Raw genomic sequence first — 19924 nt, 5'->3', positions numbered from 1 at the left:
AAAAGCCCATCCGAAGATGGGCTAAAAGTTTCCACGGCAACAAAAATGTCTGACCAGTTAAACGCTGTAGTAAAGCTCGAACTCAACCGGGTGTGGCGTCATGCGAACGCGGTCCATCTCTGTTTTACGCAGTTCGATGTAAGCGTCGATTGATTCGTCAGTGAACACACCGCCACGGGTCAGGAACTCGCGGTCTTCGTTCAGTGCATTCAGAGCTTCTTCCAGAGAGCCTGCAACTTTTGGAATCTCAGCTTCTTCTTCCGGTGGCAGGTCATACAGGTTCTTATCCATCGCATCGCCAGGATGGATCTTGTTGATGATGCCATCCAGGCCAGCCATCAGCAGCGCGGTGAACGCCAGGTATGGGTTAGCCGCTGGATCCGGGAAGCGCGCTTCGATACGGCGGGCTTTCGGGCTGGCAACAACCGGAATACGGATAGAGGCGGAACGGTTACGGGCTGAGTAAGCCAGCATGACCGGTGCTTCGTAACCCGGAACCAGACGCTTGTAGGAGTTGGTGGTCGGGTTCGCCAGGGCGTTGATCGCTTTAGCGTGTTTGATGATACCGCCGATGTAGAACAGTGCCATTTCAGACAGGCCGCCGTACTTATCGCCGGCAAACAGGTTCTGGCCGCCTTTAGAGAGGGACATGTGGCAGTGCATGCCTGAACCGTTGTCGCCAAACATAGGCTTCGGCATAAAGGTCGCGGTTTTGCCGTAAGCGTGCGCGACGTTGTGAACGACATATTTGTAGATCTGAATTTCGTCCGCTTTCTTGGTCATGGTGTTGAAGCGGGTTGCCACTTCGTTCTGACCTGCGGTTGCCACTTCGTGGTGATGCGCTTCAACGACCAGGCCCATCTGCTCCATGGTCAGACACATGGCAGAACGGATGTCCTGTGATGAGTCAACCGGTGGCACCGGGAAGTAACCGCCTTTCAGACCTGGACGGTGGCCTTTGTTACCGCCTTCGTACTCTTTACCGGTGTTCCATGCGGCTTCGATATCGTCGATAGCGACATGTGAACCGGAGGTTGATGAACCAAAACGGATATCATCAAACAGGAAGAATTCAGGTTCTGGTCCAAACAGCACGGTATCCGCGATGCCTGAAGAGCGCAGGAAATCTTCTGCACGCTTGGCGATGGAGCGCGGGTCGCGATCGTAGCCCTGCATGGTGCCTGGCTCAAGAATGTCACAACGGATGATCAGCGTAGAATCTTCGAAGAAAGGATCCATGACCGCGGTGGTCGCGTCAGGCATCAGCACCATGTCTGATTCGTTGATGCCTTTCCAGCCGCCGATAGAGGAACCATCGAACATTTTGCCTTCTTCGAAGAAGTCAGCGTTAACCTGGTGAGCAGGGATCGTAACGTGCTGTTCTTTACCTTTGGTATCGGTAAAACGCAGGTCAACAAACTTAACTTCATGCTCGTTCATCATCGAGAGAACGTGTTCAGCGGACATACTCAACTCTCCTGGAAATGGTCTTTCATTATCTACATGGCGAGGAAACGTCGTTTCCGAAAGGCGTGGCGGGAAACTGCTTCCTGCTCCACCTCTTCCGGCACGCTCTTCAACCGACATCTGACTGGCGTTTACGCTTAAACAGACTAAAGCGAATTCTGTGCCAACTTTTTTGATGTTGCTTAAATCGCCTTGTGCTGCACCTTTTTGTCATTAAGACGCTGCACCACGATGGTTTTAGTGCACCATGATGGTGCTGATGAGTGCACTTTGAGCACCATTTTGGTGCGCAGGACCAACTTAGTGCATTTTCTGCACCGGGAACAGTGCGAATTTGCGCCAATGCAATAAACTTTCAGTGAAAAGTGTGATCGTGTTCAGTCTTCCGCTTAATCCGTGTACAATAGCGCGCTATTTCTAATGCCTGAGGCAAAGCTGTGATCGAAAATTTGCGTAACATCGCCATCATCGCGCACGTTGACCATGGAAAGACCACCCTGGTTGACAAACTGCTGCAACAATCCGGTACTTTTGATGCCCGTACCGAAGCAACCGAGCGTGTGATGGACTCCAATGATTTGGAGAAAGAGCGTGGGATTACCATCCTCGCAAAAAACACCGCCATTAAGTGGAATGACTACCGTATCAACATCGTTGATACCCCAGGACACGCCGACTTCGGTGGTGAAGTTGAGCGCGTTATGTCCATGGTGGACTCGGTGCTGCTGGTTGTAGATGCGATGGATGGCCCTATGCCGCAAACCCGCTTCGTGACCAAAAAAGCGTTCGCGCATGGTCTGAAGCCGATTGTGGTTATCAACAAAGTAGACCGCCCTGGCGCGCGTCCGGACTGGGTTGTGGATCAGGTCTTCGATCTGTTCGTTAACCTGGATGCGACCGATGAGCAGCTCGACTTCCCTATCATTTTCGCCTCTGCGCTGAATGGTATTGCGGGTCTGGAGCACACCGACATGGCTGACGATATGACCCCGCTGTATCAGGCGATCGTCGACCACGTTTCTCCGCCTCAGGTTGAGGTTGAAGCGCCACTGCAGATGCAAATCTCTCAGCTGGACTACAACAACTACCTGGGCGTGATCGGTATCGGCCGTATCAAACGCGGTAAAGTGAAGCCTAACCAGCAGGTCACTATCATCGATAGCGAAGGCAAAACCCGTAACGGTAAAGTCGGCAAAGTCCTGACTCACCTGGGTCTTGAGCGTATCGACAGCGATCTGGCCGAAGCGGGCGATATCATCGCGATTACCGGTCTGGGCGAGCTGAACATCTCTGACACTATCTGTGATCCACAGAACGTGCAGGCGCTGCCGGCACTGAGCGTCGATGAGCCAACCGTTACCATGTTCTTCAACGTCAACACCTCACCGTTCTGCGGTAAAGAAGGTAAGTACGTGACTTCACGTCAGATCCTTGAGCGTCTGAACAAAGAACTGGTTCACAACGTGGCACTGCGTGTTGAAGAAACCGAAGATGCTGACGCGTTCCGCGTATCAGGTCGTGGTGAGCTTCACCTCTCTGTTCTGATCGAAAACATGCGTCGTGAAGGTTTCGAGCTGGCGGTATCCCGTCCGAAAGTCATCTTCCGTGAGTTCGAAGGCCGTAAGCAGGAGCCATTCGAAAACGTTACGCTGGATATCGAAGAGACGCATCAGGGTTCCGTTATGCAAGCCATGGGCGAGCGTAAAGGCGACCTGAAAAACATGGATCCGGATGGCAAAGGCCGCGTACGTCTTGACTACGTGATCCCAAGCCGTGGTCTGATTGGCTTCCGTAACGAATTCATGACCATGACTTCCGGTACCGGTCTGCTCTATTCGACCTTCAGCCACTACGATGACATCCGTCAGGGCGAAGTCGGCCAGCGTCAGAACGGCGTACTGATCTCTAACGGTCAGGGTAAAGCTGTTGCGTTCGCCCTGTTCGGTCTGCAGGATCGCGGTAAGCTGTTCCTGGGTCACGGTGCAGAAGTCTATGAAGGCCAGATCATCGGTATTCACAGCCGTTCTAACGACCTGACCGTTAACTGTCTGACCGGTAAGAAGCTGACCAACATGCGTGCTTCCGGTACGGATGAAGCCACGACCCTGGTTCCACCGCAGAAAATGACGCTGGAACAGGCTATCGAGTTCATCGATGATGACGAACTGGTAGAAGTGACGCCGCTGTCAGTGCGTATCCGTAAACGTCATCTGACAGAAAACGACCGTAAACGTGCTTCGCGTGGTTCTAAAGACGCATAATTGCGCCTTTAACTGAGAAAAGCTCCGCCATGCGGGGCTTTTTTTTTGCCTGAAGCCCCGCTTTTTTCAGCCGGACCCCGCCCGGCTCATCTGTACTCCCGCGCGTTTTGCTCGCCTTCCGGCGTTTACGCTTTTCTCTCCGCGGATGCCTGTTCAGCCTGCACTTTTGCCGCTAGAGTGAATAGTCCAGGGAACCGAGGGAGAGACACCATGCTGTATATCTTTGATTTAGGCAATGTGATTATCGATATCGACTTTAACCGCGTGCTGGGTGTCTGGAGTGATCTGAGTCGTGTGCCGCTGGCGTCGCTGCAAAGCCATTTCCGGATGGATGAGGCATTTGAACAGCATGAGCGCGGCGAGATCAGCGATGAAGATTTCGCACTGGCGCTGTGTGAAAAACTGGAGATCGCGCTGAGCTATGAGCAGTTCGCTGCGGGCTGGCAGGCGGTGTTCGTGGATGTGCGTCCGGAAACCCTGGCGCTGATGAACCGGCTGCGGCTAGAGGGCCATCGGGTGGTGATCCTCTCAAACACCAACCGACTGCATTGTGAATTCTGGCCAACGCAGTACCCGGATGTGCAGCAGGCCGCTGACAGGCTCTATCTGTCGCAGGATCTGGGCATGCGTAAACCGGAAGCCCGGATTTACCAGCACGTTCTGGCGGCGGAAGGGGTGACGGCCGATCAGGCGGTCTTCTTTGATGATAATCCCGACAATATAGAGGCGGCCCGCGCCCTGGGAATTGAAAGTGTACTGGTGACTGACAGTTCGACAGTCCCCAACTGGTTTGCAGGTTAACAGTTACTCATGATGTCACATAAATTTCATCCCGGGCTGCATGCCTTCTGGCTGTGGCTCCGGCTGTTGTGGAAACGCATTGATGAAGACGGTATGACGACCCAGGCGGGTAATCTGGCGTATGTCTCACTGCTGGCGCTGGTGCCGCTGATCGCGGTGGTGTTTGCCCTGTTTGCCGCGTTTCCGGTCTTCTCTGATATCAGCGTACAGCTGAAGCAGTTCGTCTTTAACAACTTAATGCCCGCCGCAGGCAACACGCTGCAGCGTTATCTGGAGCAGTTTGTTGCCAACGTAAACCGGATGACGGCGGTCGGGGCGATCGGCCTGATCGTGACCGCCCTGCTGTTGATGCATTCGGTCGATACTGCGTTAAACACCATCTGGCGTAGCGACAAGAAGCGGCCGATGGTTTACTCCTTCGCGGTCTACTGGATGATCCTGACGCTGGGTCCGCTGCTGGCCGGTGCCAGCCTGGCGATCAGCTCTTATCTGCTGTCGCTGCGCTGGATTAACGCCACCGGCGTCACCAGCCTGGTCGATCAGATGCTGCGTATTTTTCCACTGCTGCTGTCGTGGTTCGCCTTCTGGCTGCTCTACAGCATCGTTCCGACCCAGCGTGTACCGCCGCGCGATGCGTTGATTGGTGCGCTGGTGGCGGGTGCGCTGTTTGAGCTGGGAAAAAAGGGCTTCGCGCTCTATGTTACGATGTTCCCCTCTTATCAGCTGATCTACGGTGTACTGGCCGTGATCCCGATTCTCTTTCTCTGGGTCTACTGGACCTGGTGTATTGTGTTGCTGGGTGCGGAGATAACTGTCACCTTAGCCGACTACCGGCAGCTGAAACAGCAGCAAAAAGAAGAACAACGCGAGGAAACATGATTGCATTGATTCAGCGCGTGCAGCGAGCCAGCGTCAGCGTCGACCAGCAGGTGGTTGGCGAAATTGGTGCCGGATTACTGGTTTTGCTGGGCGTGGAAAAAGGCGACGACAACGCGCGTGCGGAGCGTCTTGCAGAACGTGTACTGGGCTATCGCATCTTCAGTGACGAACAGGGCAAAATGAACCTGAGCCTCCGCCAGACGGGCGGAAGCGTGCTGGTGGTGTCGCAGTTCACACTGGCCGCAGACACGCAAAAAGGGATGCGCCCCTCTTTTTCAGGGGGAGCCGAGCCGACTGAAGCGGAACGTCTGTATGAATACTTCAGCCACTGCTGTCGCCAGCAGGCCATCACCACGGCGAACGGTCGTTTTGCCGCGGATATGCAGGTTTCGCTGGTGAATGATGGTCCTGTAACGTTCTGGTTGCAGGTGTGAGATCGTCAGCTGAGCGGCAGGGATCAGGCCACGCAAGCTCCGAACGGGAGAAACATTACATGTATCACCTTCGTGTGCCACAGACGGCGGAAGAGCTGGATATCTATTATCAGTTCCGCTGGGAGATGTTGCGTAAACCTCTGCGCCAGCCGCCGGGGTCGGAACGTGACGCGTGGGATGCCCTGGCGCATCATCAGATGGTGGTTGATGAGCAGGGAAACCCGGTCGCCATTGGCCGTCTCTATATCAATGCCGACAACGAGGCCGCAATCCGCTTTATGGCCGTTCACCCCTCGGTGCAGGGCAAAGGCCTGGGTACGCTGGTGGCGATGACGCTGGAGTCGGTGGCGCGTCAGGAGGGGGTCAAGCGGGTCACCTGCAGTGCCCGTGAGGATGCTGTCGCCTTCTTCGCCAAACTGGGCTACATCAATCAGGGCGAGATCACCGCGCCGCAGACTACGCCGGTACGTCACTTCCTGATGATTAAACCGGTCGTCACCCTTGACGATATCCTGCATCGCGCCGACTGGTGCGGTCAGCTGCAACAGGCCTGGTACGATCACATCCCCCTCAGCGAGAAGATGGGGGTGCGCATCCTGCAGTTTACCGGGCAGAAATTTATCACCACCATGCCGGAAGCGGGCAACCAGAATCCCCATCATACCCTGTTCGCCGGGAGCCTCTTCTCACTGGCTACGCTGACCGGCTGGGGATTAATCTGGCTGCTGCTGCGCGAGCGTCACCTTGGCGGCACCATTATTCTGGCGGATGCGCACATCCGCTACAGCCAGCCCATCAGCGGACGGCCGGGCGCCATTGCCGACCTGGGCTCCTTAAGCGGCGATCTCGACCGGCTGGCGCGCGGACGTAAAGCGCGCGTGCAGCTTGAAGTCGAGCTGTTTGGAGATGATGAGCGTGGCGCGGTGTTTGAAGGGGTCTATATCGTTCTGCCTGCCGATCCCGACGGGCCGCTGGAGGAGGGCGGTTCCGGCGCACGAATCAACTGAGGTTCGGGGCCGCCATGCGGCCCCGATGGGATTATCGGACCTCGCCCGCCTGCATCGTCTGCTGCACCTGCTGACTGTCAGTTACCACAGATAACGTGCCATTAACCGATGGACGCAGCGGCTGACCGGCGGCGAGCGCCGCGCGCAGCTGCAGCTGCATATTGCTGTCACCGGATAACGGCAACGCCGGCCATCCCCAGTTCTGCAACACATTGACCGGCACGGCACGACCTGTCAGCTGCAGCGTCAGCGGCCGGGCAGGCTGCTGACCCAGGGTGGCTGTGCCTTCCAGCAGGCCTTTATTGCTGAACGCACTCAGTTCCGTCACCTGAATCTGCTGCGCATCGGCACTCAGCGTAATCGACGGATGACGCAGATCGGTGCGGTTAAAGGTCGACTCGGCCGCATTCAGGCTGAGCTTACCTGACCAGATCCCCCACTGATGCTGCTGCGCCAGCCGCAGGTTTTCGCCGGTGCCATCCAGAGAGGTCAGCTGGAAAGGAAACGCCGGATTGATATCAATGATCAGGTTACGGTTCGAGGTGAAGCGCGTCACCTCGACACTCTCCAGCCAGGCGGGCAGCGTGGCCTGCCAGCGGTCGCGCCAGTCCTGTGGCAGGGTATATTCCAGCCCGGCCACCGCCAGGTTTTTCAGCGTCAGACGTTTGTCGCTGCGTGACCATTCACCGTCAGCCCGGATCACCCCATTCGCCCAGCGTGAACTGAACTGGGTCAGCGCCACACCCTGCGGGGAGAAATCCAGGTTGATAATGGGATCGTTGAGTTCAAATCCGCCGTTAATGAAGTTGCTGGCATTCAGCGCCAGCGAACCGTCGTTACTCTGCCAGTCATCGTTCTGCCAGTTCACGTTTCTCAGCGTCAGATCAAGATCCGTCACCGCCCAGTCCGGCCCCTGCAGGCGGGCATCGGTCAGATCCAGCCGGGTAATGGCAAGGGAGGGCACCACCTGTAACTTATGCAGAAAATCTTTCAGGCTGCTGGCGGTCTGCAGACGAATGTCGTTCAGGCGCAGCTGATTCACCTTCCAGTTGCCCCGGGCATCGCGTTCACCGTTACCGGTCATGGAACCGCGCGCCAGGTCGGCCCCCATATTGTCGATGCGCATCCGGCCCTGGGAAACGCTGCCCTGGATCAGGACGTTTTCAGCCGGTACTTCATTCAGCGTCATGCTGCCCGCGCTCATCTGGAAGCGGGCATCGCGGCCCAGCATATCTAGGGCAACGGGTTTCCACGGCATGATGCCGCCATTCACCTGGCGGGCGAGCAGCGGCAGCGCGGTGTTGGGGCTGTCGACACGCATATTATTGAGTTGCAGGCGGTCGGCCTGAATCGGCAGTGCGCTGCCCTGCGTCAGATTGGCCAGATTCACCTCGCCATCGCGCAGTTCCAGGCTGCTGAAGTGCAGCGGATCGCTGAACTGGATCAGCGCCAGGCCGAGATCGACCCGTCTGGCGACCAGTACCGCAGGCTGCCCGTCGTGACCAAAGCTGAAGTCATCCAGAATGATGTGAGAGGGGGAAGAGAAATTGTGTTCAATTTTACTCAGGGAGAGATGCCATTCGGTTTTGTCGCTCACCCAACGGCTGAACCAGCCTGCACCCCAGTGTGTCTGCAGCAGAACATAGATCACCACCAGGGTGAACAGCAGCAGCAAAAGCAGGGTGAGGAAAAACTTTCCAAGAAATTTCATTGCATCCTTCCCGAGTTGAATCCGGTGAGAGGTTGTTATGCCTGAATTCCCGTTACAGCTCAACAGCCTGGATGTAAATCCGAATAATTAGCAGGCAGGCCGGAGCCTGCCCGTGGCCTTACTTCTCCTGCGGGAAAATCAGGTTGAGGACGATCGCGGTGATACCGCCCGCCGCAATACCGGAAGAGAGCAGGGTTTTCAGCCAGTCCGGCGCAAACTGTAGGATCAGCGGCTGCTGCGAAACGCCCAGGCCCACCGCCAGCGACAGGGCGATAATCATGATGGCGCGACGGTTAAGCGGCTCGCGTGACACGATGCGGACGCCCGACGCGGCAATGGTGCCGAACATCACGATGGTGGCACCGCCGAGCACCGGTTCAGGGATCAGCTGCACCAGACCGCTGACCGCCGGGAACAGCCCCAGTACAATCAGCATCAGCGCCACCACAAAGCCGACGTAGCGGCTGGCCACACCGGTCAGCTGAATCACCCCGTTGTTCTGGCCGAAGCAGGAGTTCGGGAAAGTATTGAACAGCGCGGAAACAAAAGAGTTAAGGCCATTCGCCAGCACGCCCCCTTTCAGGCGTTTCATATAGAGCGGGCCGCTGACCGGCTGCTCGGAGACATCGGACGTCGCGGTGATATCGCCGATGGTCTCCAGGGAGGTCACCATAAACACCAGCATCAGCGGGATAAGCAGATTCCAGTCAAAGCCCAGACCATAGTAGAGCGGGGCAGGCACCACAATCAGCGGCTGATCGGCCGGTAAGCCCGCAGCAGGCAGCATGCCCATCGCCCAGGCCAGCAGATAACCCACCGCCATCGCAATCACCAGCGAGGCCACGCGCAGGTAGGGATTTTTCTGCCGGTTAAGCAGCACAATCACCAGCAGCACGGCCCCCGCCAGCATCAGATTCTTTGGCGCGCCGAAGGTGTGGTCGCTGATGGCACTGAAGCCACCGCCAATCGAGGTCAGTCCTACCTGAATCAGCGACAGGCCGATAATCATCACCACGATACCGGAAACCAGCGGTGTAATAATCCGGCGCGCCAGATGCAGGACGCGCGACAACACCATTTCGGTACAGGAGGCGACCATCAGCGTGCCAAACAGGGCGGCCATCATGGCGGGAACGTCAGCCCCGCCATTTTTCAGCGCCATCCCGCCCATGATTAGCGGCGTGACGAAGTTAAAGCTGGTGCCCTGAATCGACAGCAGGCCCGATCCCACCGGTCCCCAGGTTTTGATTTGCAGCAGCGAGGCGACGCCCGAGGCAAACAGCGACATGCTGATAACGTGCCGGGTATCCTCTGCGGGCAGGCCCAGCGCCTGACAAATCAGAATCGCGGGGGTAATCACCGCAACGAACATCGCCAGCAGGTGCTGACCGGCGGCAAACAGCGTCTGCGGCAGTGGTGGACGATCTTCAAGACGGTAAATCAGTTCGCTGTGCCTGGCGGAGGGCTGGTCTGATTGTGGAGTGATGGACATCTTCTGTTCTTCCCGAAAAAGTGTGTGGCGATTGTAATCATCCGCAGGCTAAAAGCAATCGTTTGCCCGTGAGGATAACAGGGCTCTATTAGCGGGATTTTATTCAGACGTTGGTGTAGCGGGTGTTCTCTGGCAGCCAGCGTTCAATCAGGGCGCTGGCCTGTTCGGGATAGTGTTGATGGATATGGCGCGCCACGCGCTGCACTTCCGGCACCATCGCCTGATCGCGTAGCAGGTCAGCGACTTTAAATTCGGCGTTTCCGGTCTGGCGCGTGCCCAGCAGCTCACCGGGGCCGCGGATCTCCAGATCGAACTGGGCAATGACAAAGCCGTCATTGCTGTCGCGCAGCACCTGCAGACGCTTCTGCGCCGTCTTGCTCAGGGGCGCTTTGTAGAGCAGCACGCAGTGAGAAGCCACGGCACCGCGGCCTACGCGTCCGCGCAGCTGATGCAGCTGTGCCAGCCCCAACCGCTCCGGGTTTTCGATGATCATCAGGCTGGCATTAGGCACATCCACGCCTACCTCAATAACGGTGGTCGCGACCAGAAGCTGTAGCTCATTGGCCTTGAACGCCTGCATGACGGCCTGTTTCTCTGCCGGTTTCATCCGGCCATGCACCAGCCCGATGTTCAGGCCGGGCAGCGCGGTTTTCAGCGATTCCCAGCTCGCCTCCGCCGCCTGGGCTTCCAGCAGGTCTGACTCTTCGATCAGGGTGCAGACCCAATAGGCCTGGCGTCCTTCGCGACAGGCGTGCTCAACCCGGGCCACGATCTCATCACGCCGGGAGTCCGGGATAGCCACCGTGGTCACCGGCGTACGTCCCGGCGGCAGCTCGTCGATGGTGGAGGTATCCAGGTCGGCATAGGCGGTCATCGCCAGGGTGCGCGGGATCGGCGTGGCGGTCATGATCAGCTGATGCGGATGAAAACCCTGCTCTTCGCCCTTTTCCCACAGCGCCAGTCGCTGGTGGACGCCAAACCGGTGCTGCTCATCAATAATAACCAGCGCCAGCCCGCTGAACCGGACCTGCTCCTGGAACAGCGCATGGGTGCCGACTACCATCGCCACCTGACCGCTGGCTATCGCCTCCTGCTGCGCCTGACGGGCTTTGCCTTTCTGTTTACCGGCCAGCCAGCCGACTTCAATTCCCAGCGGCGCAAACCACTGACGGAAGTTGCTGGCGTGCTGTTCAGCCAGCAGCTCGGTCGGCGCCATCAGCGCGACCTGCCTGCCGTGCGCGATCACATTCAGCGCCGCGAGTGCGGCGACCAGAGTCTTGCCGGAGCCGACATCGCCCTGCACCAGCCGCATCATCGGAAAATCGTTGGCCAGATCCTGTTCTATCTCCGTCACCACGCGCGCCTGGGCGCGGGTGGGTGAAAAGGGCAGCGCGGCCAGCAGCTGGTCGCTGAGAGTGTGCCGTGGCGGCATCGGCAGCGCATAGTAACGCTGCGCACCGGCGCGCACCGCCAGCATACTGAGGTTGTGCGCCAGCAGCTCTTCCAGAATCAACCGGCGCTGTGCCGGATGACGGCCACTCTCCAGCTCACTGAGCCTGAGATCGGGCGGTGGACGATGCAGCGTGCGGAGCGCATCAGGCAGGCTGATCAGCCCGCTGCTCAGCTCCTGCGGCAGCAGTTCGGCAATCGGGCAGCTCTCCAGCAGCGTCAGCGCCTGATCGGTGAGATTACGCAGCGTGGCCTGACGAATCCCTTCGGTGGTGGGATAGACCGGCGTCAGGGTCTCTTCCAGCGTCACATTGCTCTGTTCGCCCTGAATGCGGTATTCGGGGTGGATAATCTCCGCGCCACGCTGGCCGCGTTTAATTTCGCCATAGGCGGTGACGCGACGGCCTGGCGAGAGATTATTCTTCATGCCCGCGTTGAAATTGAAGAAGCGCATCGTCAGAACGCCGCTGCCATCGCTGATCTGACAGACCATCATCCGGCGGCGGCCAAAGGTGATGTCGGTGTGCAGCACCTCGCCCTCTACGGTGGCCCAGATGCCGGGCAGCAGATCGTCAATCGCATAGAGTTGGGTACGATCTTCGTAACGCAGCGGGAGGTGAAGCAGAAGGTCCTGAATGGTGTGCAGGCCAATCCTGGCCAGCTTTGCCGCCTGGCTGGCACCGACGCCAGTCAGGGTACTGAGCGGGATGGCATCCAGCAGACGGCCTTTCATCTTTGTTTACCGGTTGACTGCATGGTCGCCCACCAGCTGGGATCGGCGTCGATTTCCCCCTGCGCATTGATGCGCGGATAGGGTAAGCCTTTCTGTTTTGCGACTCTTGCCAGCACCGGGAAGCCGCCTTCAAACAGCAGGCGCTGCTGCTCTCCGTCATCCAGCAGGCTGTGGTCGCGCAGGTAGAGTCCTGCATTCTGCCGCTGCCGCTGAGCTTCATAGAGGATAAGCGCGCAGGCGACGGAGACATTCAGCGACTGCACCATGCCCACCATCGGAATCACGATTTGCCGATCGGCCAGCGCCAGGGCTTCTTCGGTGATACCGGTTTTTTCCTGACCCATCAGGATGCAGGTCGGCAGGGTATAGTCGATCTCGCGGAAATCTACGGCATCAGCGGAGAGATGGGTAGCTAACACCTGCATCTTCTGCTGACGGAGCTGATTAACGGCATCGCCGATAGTGGGGTGGGTAACGACCTTGACCCAGCTGTTGCTGCCAGCGGATGCAGAAGCCTGGGTGCGCATCCGCTCGCTGGGCCAGACCGCATGCACCTCATGGATGCCGACGGCATCGGCGGTGCGGATCACAGCGGAAACGTTATGCGGCTTATGCACCTTCTCCATACAGACCGTGAGATCGTGCTGGCGCAGGGCCAGCATCGTCTGTATCCGGGCAAAACGTTGATCGTTCATGCACTAATTACGGTTGCGGTGGACTTTGATCACATCCGGCATCACGCGGATTTTGCGCATGATATTCGCCAGATGGACGCGGTCGCGTGCGGTCAGGCGGATAAAGGCGCTGTAAACGCGGCCATCACGCTCTTCGGTATTCAGGCTCTGAATATTGGAACCGGCCGTATTAATGGCGGCCGTCAGGTTAGCCAGCGCGCCCTGATGGTTAAACATGTCGACCTTGATTTCCGCCACGAACTCCTGCTCGGTGACCTTATCCCACTCGACCGGCATGAATTTTTCGGGCTCTTTCTGGTAGCCGCGAATGTTCCGGCACGACTCATGGTGCACCACCAGCCCTTTACCGGGGCTGACATGGGCGACAATCGGGTCACCGGGAATGGGTCGGCAGCATTTGGCAAAGGTAATCAGTACGCCATCTGCACCTTTAATCGGCAGCTTACCGCGCTTGCTGCTGCTGATCGCCTTGCTGTCAGCCTGCAACAGATTCTTCGCCACCACCACGCTCATCGCATTGCCCAGACCGATTTCCGCCAGCAGGTCGTCAAGCGAGGTCAGCTTCATGCGATCCAGCTCCTGCCGGATATTTTCAGCCGGGATCTCCGCCAGTTTGCGGCTGCCGCCCAGCGCGTGGCTGAGCAGGCGACGACCCAGATTCACGGAGTCTTCGCGTTTGAGGTTTTTCAGCAACTGGCGGATCTTGGCGCGGGCTTTCGAGCTGACGACGAAGTTAAGCCAGGCGGCGTTAGGACGGGCGCCTGGCGCGGTGATAATCTCAATCGTCTGACCGCTGGTCAGGGGTTGCGACAGCGGATAGGGCTGACGGTCAACGCGAGCGCCGACACAGGCATGGCCGATATCGGTGTGCACCGCATAGGCGAAGTCCACCGGCGTGGCGCCGGTGGGCAGCTCCACGATGCGGCCTTCAGGCGTAAAGACGTAGATCTCATCCGGGAAGAGATCGGACTTTACGCTTTCGATAAATTCAAACGAACTGCCCGCACTCTGCTGCAGCTCCAGCAGGCTCTGCAGCCAGCGCTGAGCGCGAATCTGTGCGGTGGTGCCACTTTCGCCCGCCTGTTTGTATGCCCAGTGCGCGGCGACCCCCATTTCCGCCATCTGATCCATATCCTCGGTGCGGATCTGCACTTCCACCGGCACGCCGTGCGGGCCGATCATGGAGGTATGGAGCGATTGATAGCCGTTGGCTTTGGGGATGGCGATGTAATCTTTAACGCGGCCCGGACGCGGCTTGTAGAGGCTGTGCATCTGGCCCAGAACGCGATAGCAGGTATCCAGGTCTTTCACGATAACGCGAAAGGCATAGATATCCATGATCGAGTGAAAACGCTGCTCTTTCAGCGTCATTTTGCGGTAGATCGAGTAAAGATGCTTCTCACGACCGCTGACGCGGCAGGGGATGCCCGCTTCCTGCAGGCGGCCATCGATCTCAGAAAGAATCTTCTGGATCATCTCTTTACGATTACCGCGTGCGGCTTTCACCACCTCTTTAATCACCCGATACCGGTTGGGATAAAGGGCTTCGAAACCGAGCTCTTCCAGCTCCGTTTTAAGATGGTGAATACCCAGGCGATGCGCCAGCGGACTGTAAATCTCTAACGTTTCCAGCGCGATGCGGCGACGTTTGTCCGGGCGTAACGAACCCAGGGTGCGCATGTTGTGGGTGCGGTCAGCCAGCTTGATGAGAATGACGCGGATATCCTGCACCATCGCCATAATCATCTTGCGGAAGTTCTCTGCCTGCGCCTCTTTCTTGTCGCGGAATTTCAGCTTATCCAGCTTGGAAACGCCTTCGACCAGCTCCGCCACGCTTTTACCGAACAGCTGTTCCATGTCCTGATAAGTGGCAGGCGTGTCTTCGATCACGTCATGCAGCAGCGCGGCCATGAGGGTTTCATGGTCGAGCTTCATTTCCGCCAGAATACAGGCTACGGCAACCGGATGGGTGATATAGGGCTCACCGCTGGAGCGTGTCTGTCCCTCGTGGGCATCACGTGCGACAAGATAGGCTTGCTGGAGGCGCTTGATCTGCTCCTCTGGCAAGTATTTTTCAATCAGCTGATTGAGACTTTCAAACAGATACAAGGGCGACCTGCAGGTGGCTGTTAACGACGACCTTCAGCGATAGCGGTAACGGCCTGTAACTCAGCGGCTTCCTGCTCTTGCTGTTCCTGACGATCACGCACATCTAAAATCTGATTGGTGACCAGACCTTCTTCGATTTCGCGCAGGGCGATAACGGTCGGCTTATCGTTCTCTTCCGGAACCAGCGGATCTTTGCCGCCTACCTGCATCTGACGTGCACGACGTGCAGCGACCAACACCAGGTCAAAACGATTACCAACTTTTTCTACTGCGTCCTGAACGGTTACGCGTGCCATAGGTGTGCTACTCCACAGATGAAGAAATGACTGCGCATCATACTGAAACTGTATTCAGACTGCCAACAGTTTGCTGATTAAAGCATCGTGACGCGCCTTCTGGCGCGCCATACGCAGACGTTCTGCGCGAATAATGGTTTTCAGATCGGACAGCGCCAGATCGAAATCATCATTCACAATTAAATAGTCATATTCGGCGTAGTGACTCATTTCCGCTACGGCCTGAGCCATACGACGCGTGATCACCTCTTCGCTGTCCTGGCCACGACCGCGCAGACGGCGGTCGAGCTCTTCTTTCGAAGGCGGCAGAACGAAGATGCTGCGTGCGCCCGGCATTCTGGCGCGAATCTGCTGCGCGCCCTGCCAGTCGATATCCAGAAATACGTCAACGCCGGTTGCCAGCACCTGCTCAATCGCATGGCGCGAGGTTCCATAATAGTTGTCGAAAACCCGGGCATGTTCGAGGAAGGCATCTTCCGCGATCATCTGCTCGAATTCATGTTTCTCAACAAAAAAGTAATGTTCGCCATGGACTTCACCCGGACGCATACCGCGCGTCGTGTGCGAAACAGAGACCTGCGTGTCATACAACGGCTGGGTCTTTAACAGTGCCTGAATCAGGCTGGATTTACCTGCGCCGCTGGGTGCAGAAACAATATAGAGCGTGCCTTGAGCCATGGTTTTCTTGAATTGATTAAAAGCGGAGTCGATTTCCTGCCCAGTATACACAGCTTCCCGCTGCCACGCAGCGTTTGCGCAGCGGTAACAGCCAACTTTTGCGCATCTTCGCGCAATCCGCTGTCGCCACGCTGAAAATCTTACCGGTTTGCGTCGGTAGCCTTCGCGAAACCGAATATGGTCGCTGGCAGGTCATGAGGCCGGGGTGTGGAATACCCCAAAACCTCAGGAGAGCGAGCATGAAAAGAGTTAGCGGAGTGCTGCTGGCAACGCTTTTGTGGATTGTCACAGGGCCTGTGCAGAGCGCCCTGTGTCCGGTCTGGACCCCCATACGGGCGACAGAAGAGATGCGCCGACTGCAGCAGCAACTGCAACACTGGGATGATGCCTACTATCGGCAGGGCCAGAGTCCGGTTGTGGACGCGGATTATGATGCGCTGCAGCAGCGACTCAATCACTGGCAGCACTGCTTTAGTCCGCAGCAGCCCGCTTATGCGCCGCAGTTGCCGGACCAGGGCGAGCACCTGCATCCGGTGGCGCATACGGGCGTTAAAAAGGTGCGCGACCAACTGGCACTGGCTTACTGGATGCAGGGTCGGCACGACCTCTGGGTGCAGCCGAAGATCGACGGCATCGCAGTATCACTGGTCTATCGTCACGGCAGGCTGGTATCGCTGCTGAGTCGTGGCGATGGGTTGCGCGGTGAAGAGTGGCTCTCTAAAGCCGCCGCCATCCCGGCTATTCCGCTGCAAATCGACACCGATCTTGAGAATGTGGTCCTTCAGGGTGAGCTCTTCCTGCTGATGACCGATCATCGGCAGGCGGTCGATGGCGGTAAGAATGCGCGCTCACAGGTGGCCGGAGCCATGATGAGTAAACAGCGTGTTCCCCTGCTGAAGTCGCTCGGCATTTTTATCTGGGCCTGGCCGGATGGCCCGGAGACGATGGCAGAACGCCTTCAGCAGCTCAGCCGCTGGGGATTTGGCCTGGCGGCCCGATGGAGTCACCGCGTGAAGGATGAAGAGGAGGTTGCCGCCTGGCGGGAACGCTGGTTTCATGCTGCGCTCCCCTTTGTCACTGATGGTGTCGTGGTCCATCAGAGCCAGCGCCCTGCGGGGCAACGCTGGCTGCCGGGCGAGGGAAGCTGGGCCGTTGCCTGGAAGTATCAGCCGCCCGAAGTCAGCACGGAAGTGCTCTCCGTCGATTTTCCGGTGGGCCGGACCGGAAAAATCGCGGCGGTGCTGAATCTGCAGCCGGTACAGCTGGATGACCGGACGGTCAGGCGGGTAAACATCGGATCGCTGCGGCGCTGGCAGGAGAGCGATATCGTCGCGGGGGATGTGATCACGCTGAGCCTGGCGGGTCAGGGCATTCCCCGGCTGGAACGGGTAATCTGGCGTGTAGCAGAGCGACACCCTCCTCACCCTCCTGAGGCATCACGTTACAGCCCGCTGAGCTGTTTTACCTTCAGTGCGACCTGTCAGAAGCAGCTGCTGGCGAAACTACGCTGGCTCAGCCAGAAAGGCGTACTGAATATTCCGGGCGTTGAGCGCGGGACCTGGCTGCGCCTGCTGGAAAGCGGCAGCATGACTCACCTGTTCGGCTGGCTGGTATTAACCCCGCAGCAGATTGCCGCAGCAACCGGATTGTCGCCGGAACGTGCCGGACAGCTCTGGCACCGTTTTAATCTCACCCGGCAGCAGCCGTTTCGTCGCTGGGTGGAGGCGTCAGGCGTTTCACTGCCGCGCAAGGCCCTGAATGCCCTGCCTGACCAGCAGTGGGAGAGCCTGATAGCGCGGGATGTGATGGCCTGGCAGACATTACCGGGTGTCGGCGCGGCGCTGGCAAATCGCCTGGTGGAGCAGTTTCATGATGCCCGGCTGCAGACGCTGATAACATTCCTGCAGCAGCAGGACATTCCCGCCAGCTCAGTGCTCGGGATGGGGATAGTTGAAAATCGGCAGACCCAGACGGAAGCGCAGCGCCAGTAAACGGGCGAAAAAGCCGAACAGCAGGGTAATGATGATCACCGCTTCATGCGCCAGCGAGGTTTTCAGCAGCAGGATGTAGATCCAGCCTGAGGCAAAAGCGATACCCGCGTAGATTTCCTTCTGAAACACCAGCGGAATACGGTTGCAGAACATATCCCGCAGTACGCCACCAAAGACGCCGGTGATCACTGCGCTTATGGCGGCAATAATCATGGCGTGGCCGGAATCCAGCGCAACCTGCGCGCCGATGATGGAAAAGACCACCAGACCCAGCGCATCCAGCACCAGAAAGACTTTACGCAGATGTGTCATCAGCGGTGCCAGAAAGGTAGTCACAACGGCGGCAGCCGCCACAATCATGATGTATTCGGGATGCTTCACCCAGCCCAGCGGATAGTGGCCCAGCAGGATATCGCGCACCGAACCGCCACCAATAGCGGTGACTGACGCAATGATAATGACGCCGAACAGATCCATTTTGCGGCGACCTGCGGCCAGCGCGCCGGTCATGGCCTCGGCGGTAATACCAATAATGTAGAGAACGGTCAGTAACATAGCAGACTCCGGTAAAACGGCGGCAACGCGACGGCATTGCCCGAGAGACGGCGACGGGGACTTTCTGGCGTCCGGCGTCCGGGATGAGCGCAGTTTATACCAGCCCGCCCCGGCGTCAGCATAGAAAGAGTTTTGCAGAACATCTGCGGCAGGGACAGGAGAGAACGGTGATGCCGGGCAGACGCATGCCTGACGTTTCAGTGACGGGGCTGGAAGCAGGACACAGCGACAACAGGTTCGCCTTCAGGCAGGCACTCATTCGGACAAAAGAGAGAAAGCGGGACAGCGGAGAAGAGTCAGAATCGAAAAGAGAGATGATGCAGCCGATAAAAAAGAAAAGGCGTGCTGGTTAACAGCACGCCAACGCATCGTTTCCGACGCTCAGAGCCCACCATACAGACTTATTTTATTATTTGTTTCGTGCACGAATTTTCAAAAATGCGTTCAGGCTGAAATGATATTCCGGCTGGAACCAGGAACGACCATAGTAGCAGTAAATCAGCATACGAATAGAGGCCATCGCCAGGTAACCCCAGATCGCACATAATACGGAGGGTGTCAGCCAGACGGTAAATAAGGTCACCGCAAGCCCGGCTAATACCGAAGAGGTTTCGGCAAACGCGATACGCGTATATTGTTTCTCACGCTGTAATATCGCACGATAATGCTGGCCCTGGGGAATGATAATAAACACCACGGAGACCATCTGCAGCATTAAGGCCAGTTCAGGCTGATGAAATAGCGCAGTCAGCAGATGACTGCCGGTAAATAAGAGTCCAAAAACCGCAACCCCCATCAACATATTACCCCAGTAGATTATAGAGAGGTCGTTGATCGAGAGCATACAGCGGCGGATGAGCTTGTTACAGAAGCCGCGATCGGCCAGCGCATCCACAGCCAGCAGGGCGATGACGGCAACTGCCAGCAGATTCAGTTCATTCGCCTGCAGAATCTGCGCCAGCAAGGAGAGTTGCAGGACGCCGATGCCAATAATTTTGATTGAAGAGAGCAGAGACCATTTTGCGCTATTAAGACTGCTTTCACGTATTGCCATCATATACTCGATAGAGCCCAGCGACTCTGTGAGAATTAAATAGTTGTGTTACGGCAAGCAGAAGTTGCTGTGACACCGTTCTTTAGTGCAATTTTCCGGCCTGCGTTCTGAAAATTATTTCAGACCTGCCGTGTTATTATCGGTTTGAAAATAGTACCCGGATAAAAAGGTTCCCCGGTTAAGCGTCTGTGTCGTGTCATGGCGGCATTCTCCTTTACTGATGAGCATGCCGCCAGATCACGAATAAATCCTTTTGTCGTTTTATATTCTCCTGCCCGCATCCCTGCGGCATTCTCAGCATCCTTTTATTCA

The 19924-nt window shown here is 57.3% G+C and carries 16 protein-coding genes; 6 read left to right on the top strand and 10 right to left on the bottom strand.

Annotated elements, in window-relative coordinates:
* Positions 1–57: 57 nt before the first annotated feature.
* Positions 58–1467: a glutamate--ammonia ligase gene (gene glnA, locus AB1748_RS01810; RefSeq protein ID WP_009088151.1), complete on the bottom strand. Its 1410-nt coding sequence runs from the start codon at positions 1465–1467 to the stop codon at positions 58–60.
* A 437-nt stretch (positions 1468–1904) separates the two neighbouring features.
* Between glnA and typA the strand changes: the two genes are divergently transcribed.
* The 5 genes from typA to fabY all read left to right on the top strand — a co-directional run bounded on the left by typA (position 1905) and on the right by fabY (position 6849).
* Positions 1905–3728, top strand: coding sequence for a ribosome-dependent GTPase TypA (gene typA, locus AB1748_RS01805; RefSeq protein WP_111142115.1), 1824 nt, complete (start codon positions 1905–1907; stop codon positions 3726–3728).
* 210 nt (positions 3729–3938) lie between these two features.
* Positions 3939–4529 carry a glucose-1-phosphatase gene (gene yihX / locus AB1748_RS01800; RefSeq protein ID WP_111142114.1) on the top strand — a complete coding sequence of 197 codons (591 nt, stop codon included), beginning with the start codon at positions 3939–3941 and terminating at the stop codon, positions 4527–4529.
* 9 nt (positions 4530–4538) lie between these two features.
* The gene (locus AB1748_RS01795) at positions 4539–5408 is read left to right on the top strand and encodes a virulence factor BrkB family protein (RefSeq protein WP_111142113.1); all 870 of its coding nucleotides are present in this window, start codon (positions 4539–4541) and stop codon (positions 5406–5408) included.
* Positions 5405–5842, top strand: coding sequence for a D-aminoacyl-tRNA deacylase (gene dtd / locus AB1748_RS01790; protein ID WP_367395938.1), 438 nt, complete (start codon positions 5405–5407; stop codon positions 5840–5842). The genes AB1748_RS01795 and dtd overlap by 4 nt, the downstream gene beginning before the upstream one ends.
* A gap of 59 nt (positions 5843–5901) precedes the next feature.
* On the top strand, positions 5902–6849 hold the full coding sequence (fabY, locus tag AB1748_RS01785; protein ID WP_293770573.1) for a fatty acid biosynthesis protein FabY: 948 nt from the start codon (positions 5902–5904) through the stop codon (positions 6847–6849).
* A gap of 31 nt (positions 6850–6880) precedes the next feature.
* Here fabY and AB1748_RS01780 read toward each other — a convergent pair whose 3' ends face one another.
* The 7 genes from AB1748_RS01780 to gmk all read right to left on the bottom strand — a co-directional run bounded on the left by AB1748_RS01780 (position 6881) and on the right by gmk (position 16012).
* The gene (locus tag AB1748_RS01780; RefSeq protein ID WP_367395937.1) at positions 6881–8560 is read right to left on the bottom strand and encodes an AsmA family protein; all 1680 of its coding nucleotides are present in this window, start codon (positions 8558–8560) and stop codon (positions 6881–6883) included.
* 118 nt (positions 8561–8678) lie between these two features.
* Entirely contained in the window at positions 8679–10052 is a 1374-nt protein-coding gene (locus AB1748_RS01775) for an NCS2 family protein (protein WP_293770567.1), read from the bottom strand.
* Between the two features lie 103 nt (positions 10053–10155).
* Positions 10156–12234 (bottom strand): ATP-dependent DNA helicase RecG, encoded by a 2079-nt coding sequence (recG, locus tag AB1748_RS01770; RefSeq protein WP_293770565.1) that lies wholly within the window; start codon positions 12232–12234, stop codon positions 10156–10158.
* Positions 12231–12929 carry a tRNA (guanosine(18)-2'-O)-methyltransferase TrmH gene (gene trmH / locus AB1748_RS01765; protein ID WP_367395936.1) on the bottom strand — a complete coding sequence of 233 codons (699 nt, stop codon included), beginning with the start codon at positions 12927–12929 and terminating at the stop codon, positions 12231–12233. The genes recG and trmH overlap by 4 nt, the downstream gene beginning before the upstream one ends.
* 3 nt (positions 12930–12932) lie before the next feature.
* Positions 12933–15038 (bottom strand): bifunctional GTP diphosphokinase/guanosine-3',5'-bis pyrophosphate 3'-pyrophosphohydrolase, encoded by a 2106-nt coding sequence (spoT, locus tag AB1748_RS01760; RefSeq protein ID WP_111141263.1) that lies wholly within the window; start codon positions 15036–15038, stop codon positions 12933–12935.
* A gap of 20 nt (positions 15039–15058) precedes the next feature.
* Entirely contained in the window at positions 15059–15334 is a 276-nt protein-coding gene (rpoZ, locus tag AB1748_RS01755; protein ID WP_003851346.1) for a DNA-directed RNA polymerase subunit omega, read from the bottom strand.
* Positions 15335–15388: 54 nt separating this feature from the next.
* Complete coding sequence (gmk, locus tag AB1748_RS01750; protein ID WP_111141262.1) at positions 15389–16012, bottom strand: guanylate kinase; 624 nt, start codon at positions 16010–16012, stop codon at positions 15389–15391.
* Positions 16013–16251: 239 nt separating this feature from the next.
* On the opposite strand from gmk, the gene ligB reads away from it, so the two are divergent.
* Positions 16252–18003: an NAD-dependent DNA ligase LigB gene (gene ligB / locus AB1748_RS01745; RefSeq protein ID WP_367395935.1), complete on the top strand. Its 1752-nt coding sequence runs from the start codon at positions 16252–16254 to the stop codon at positions 18001–18003.
* On the opposite strand, the gene AB1748_RS01740 is transcribed toward ligB, so the two are convergent.
* Both AB1748_RS01740 and AB1748_RS01735 read right to left on the bottom strand, forming a co-directional pair.
* The gene (locus tag AB1748_RS01740; protein ID WP_111141260.1) at positions 17941–18558 is read right to left on the bottom strand and encodes a trimeric intracellular cation channel family protein; all 618 of its coding nucleotides are present in this window, start codon (positions 18556–18558) and stop codon (positions 17941–17943) included. The genes ligB and AB1748_RS01740 overlap by 63 nt on opposite strands.
* A 409-nt stretch (positions 18559–18967) precedes the next feature.
* A complete protein-coding gene (locus tag AB1748_RS01735) occupies positions 18968–19612 on the bottom strand; it encodes an oligosaccharide flippase family protein (protein WP_111141269.1) in 645 nt (214 codons plus the stop codon).
* Positions 19613–19924 lie beyond the last annotated feature (312 nt).

This window comes from Pantoea sp. Ep11b, assembly GCF_040783975.1.
Classification (GTDB): domain Bacteria; phylum Pseudomonadota; class Gammaproteobacteria; order Enterobacterales; family Enterobacteriaceae; genus Pantoea.
The sequence above is the reverse complement of the archived record's forward strand: the minus strand, read 5'-3'. Positions and strand labels throughout refer to the sequence as shown.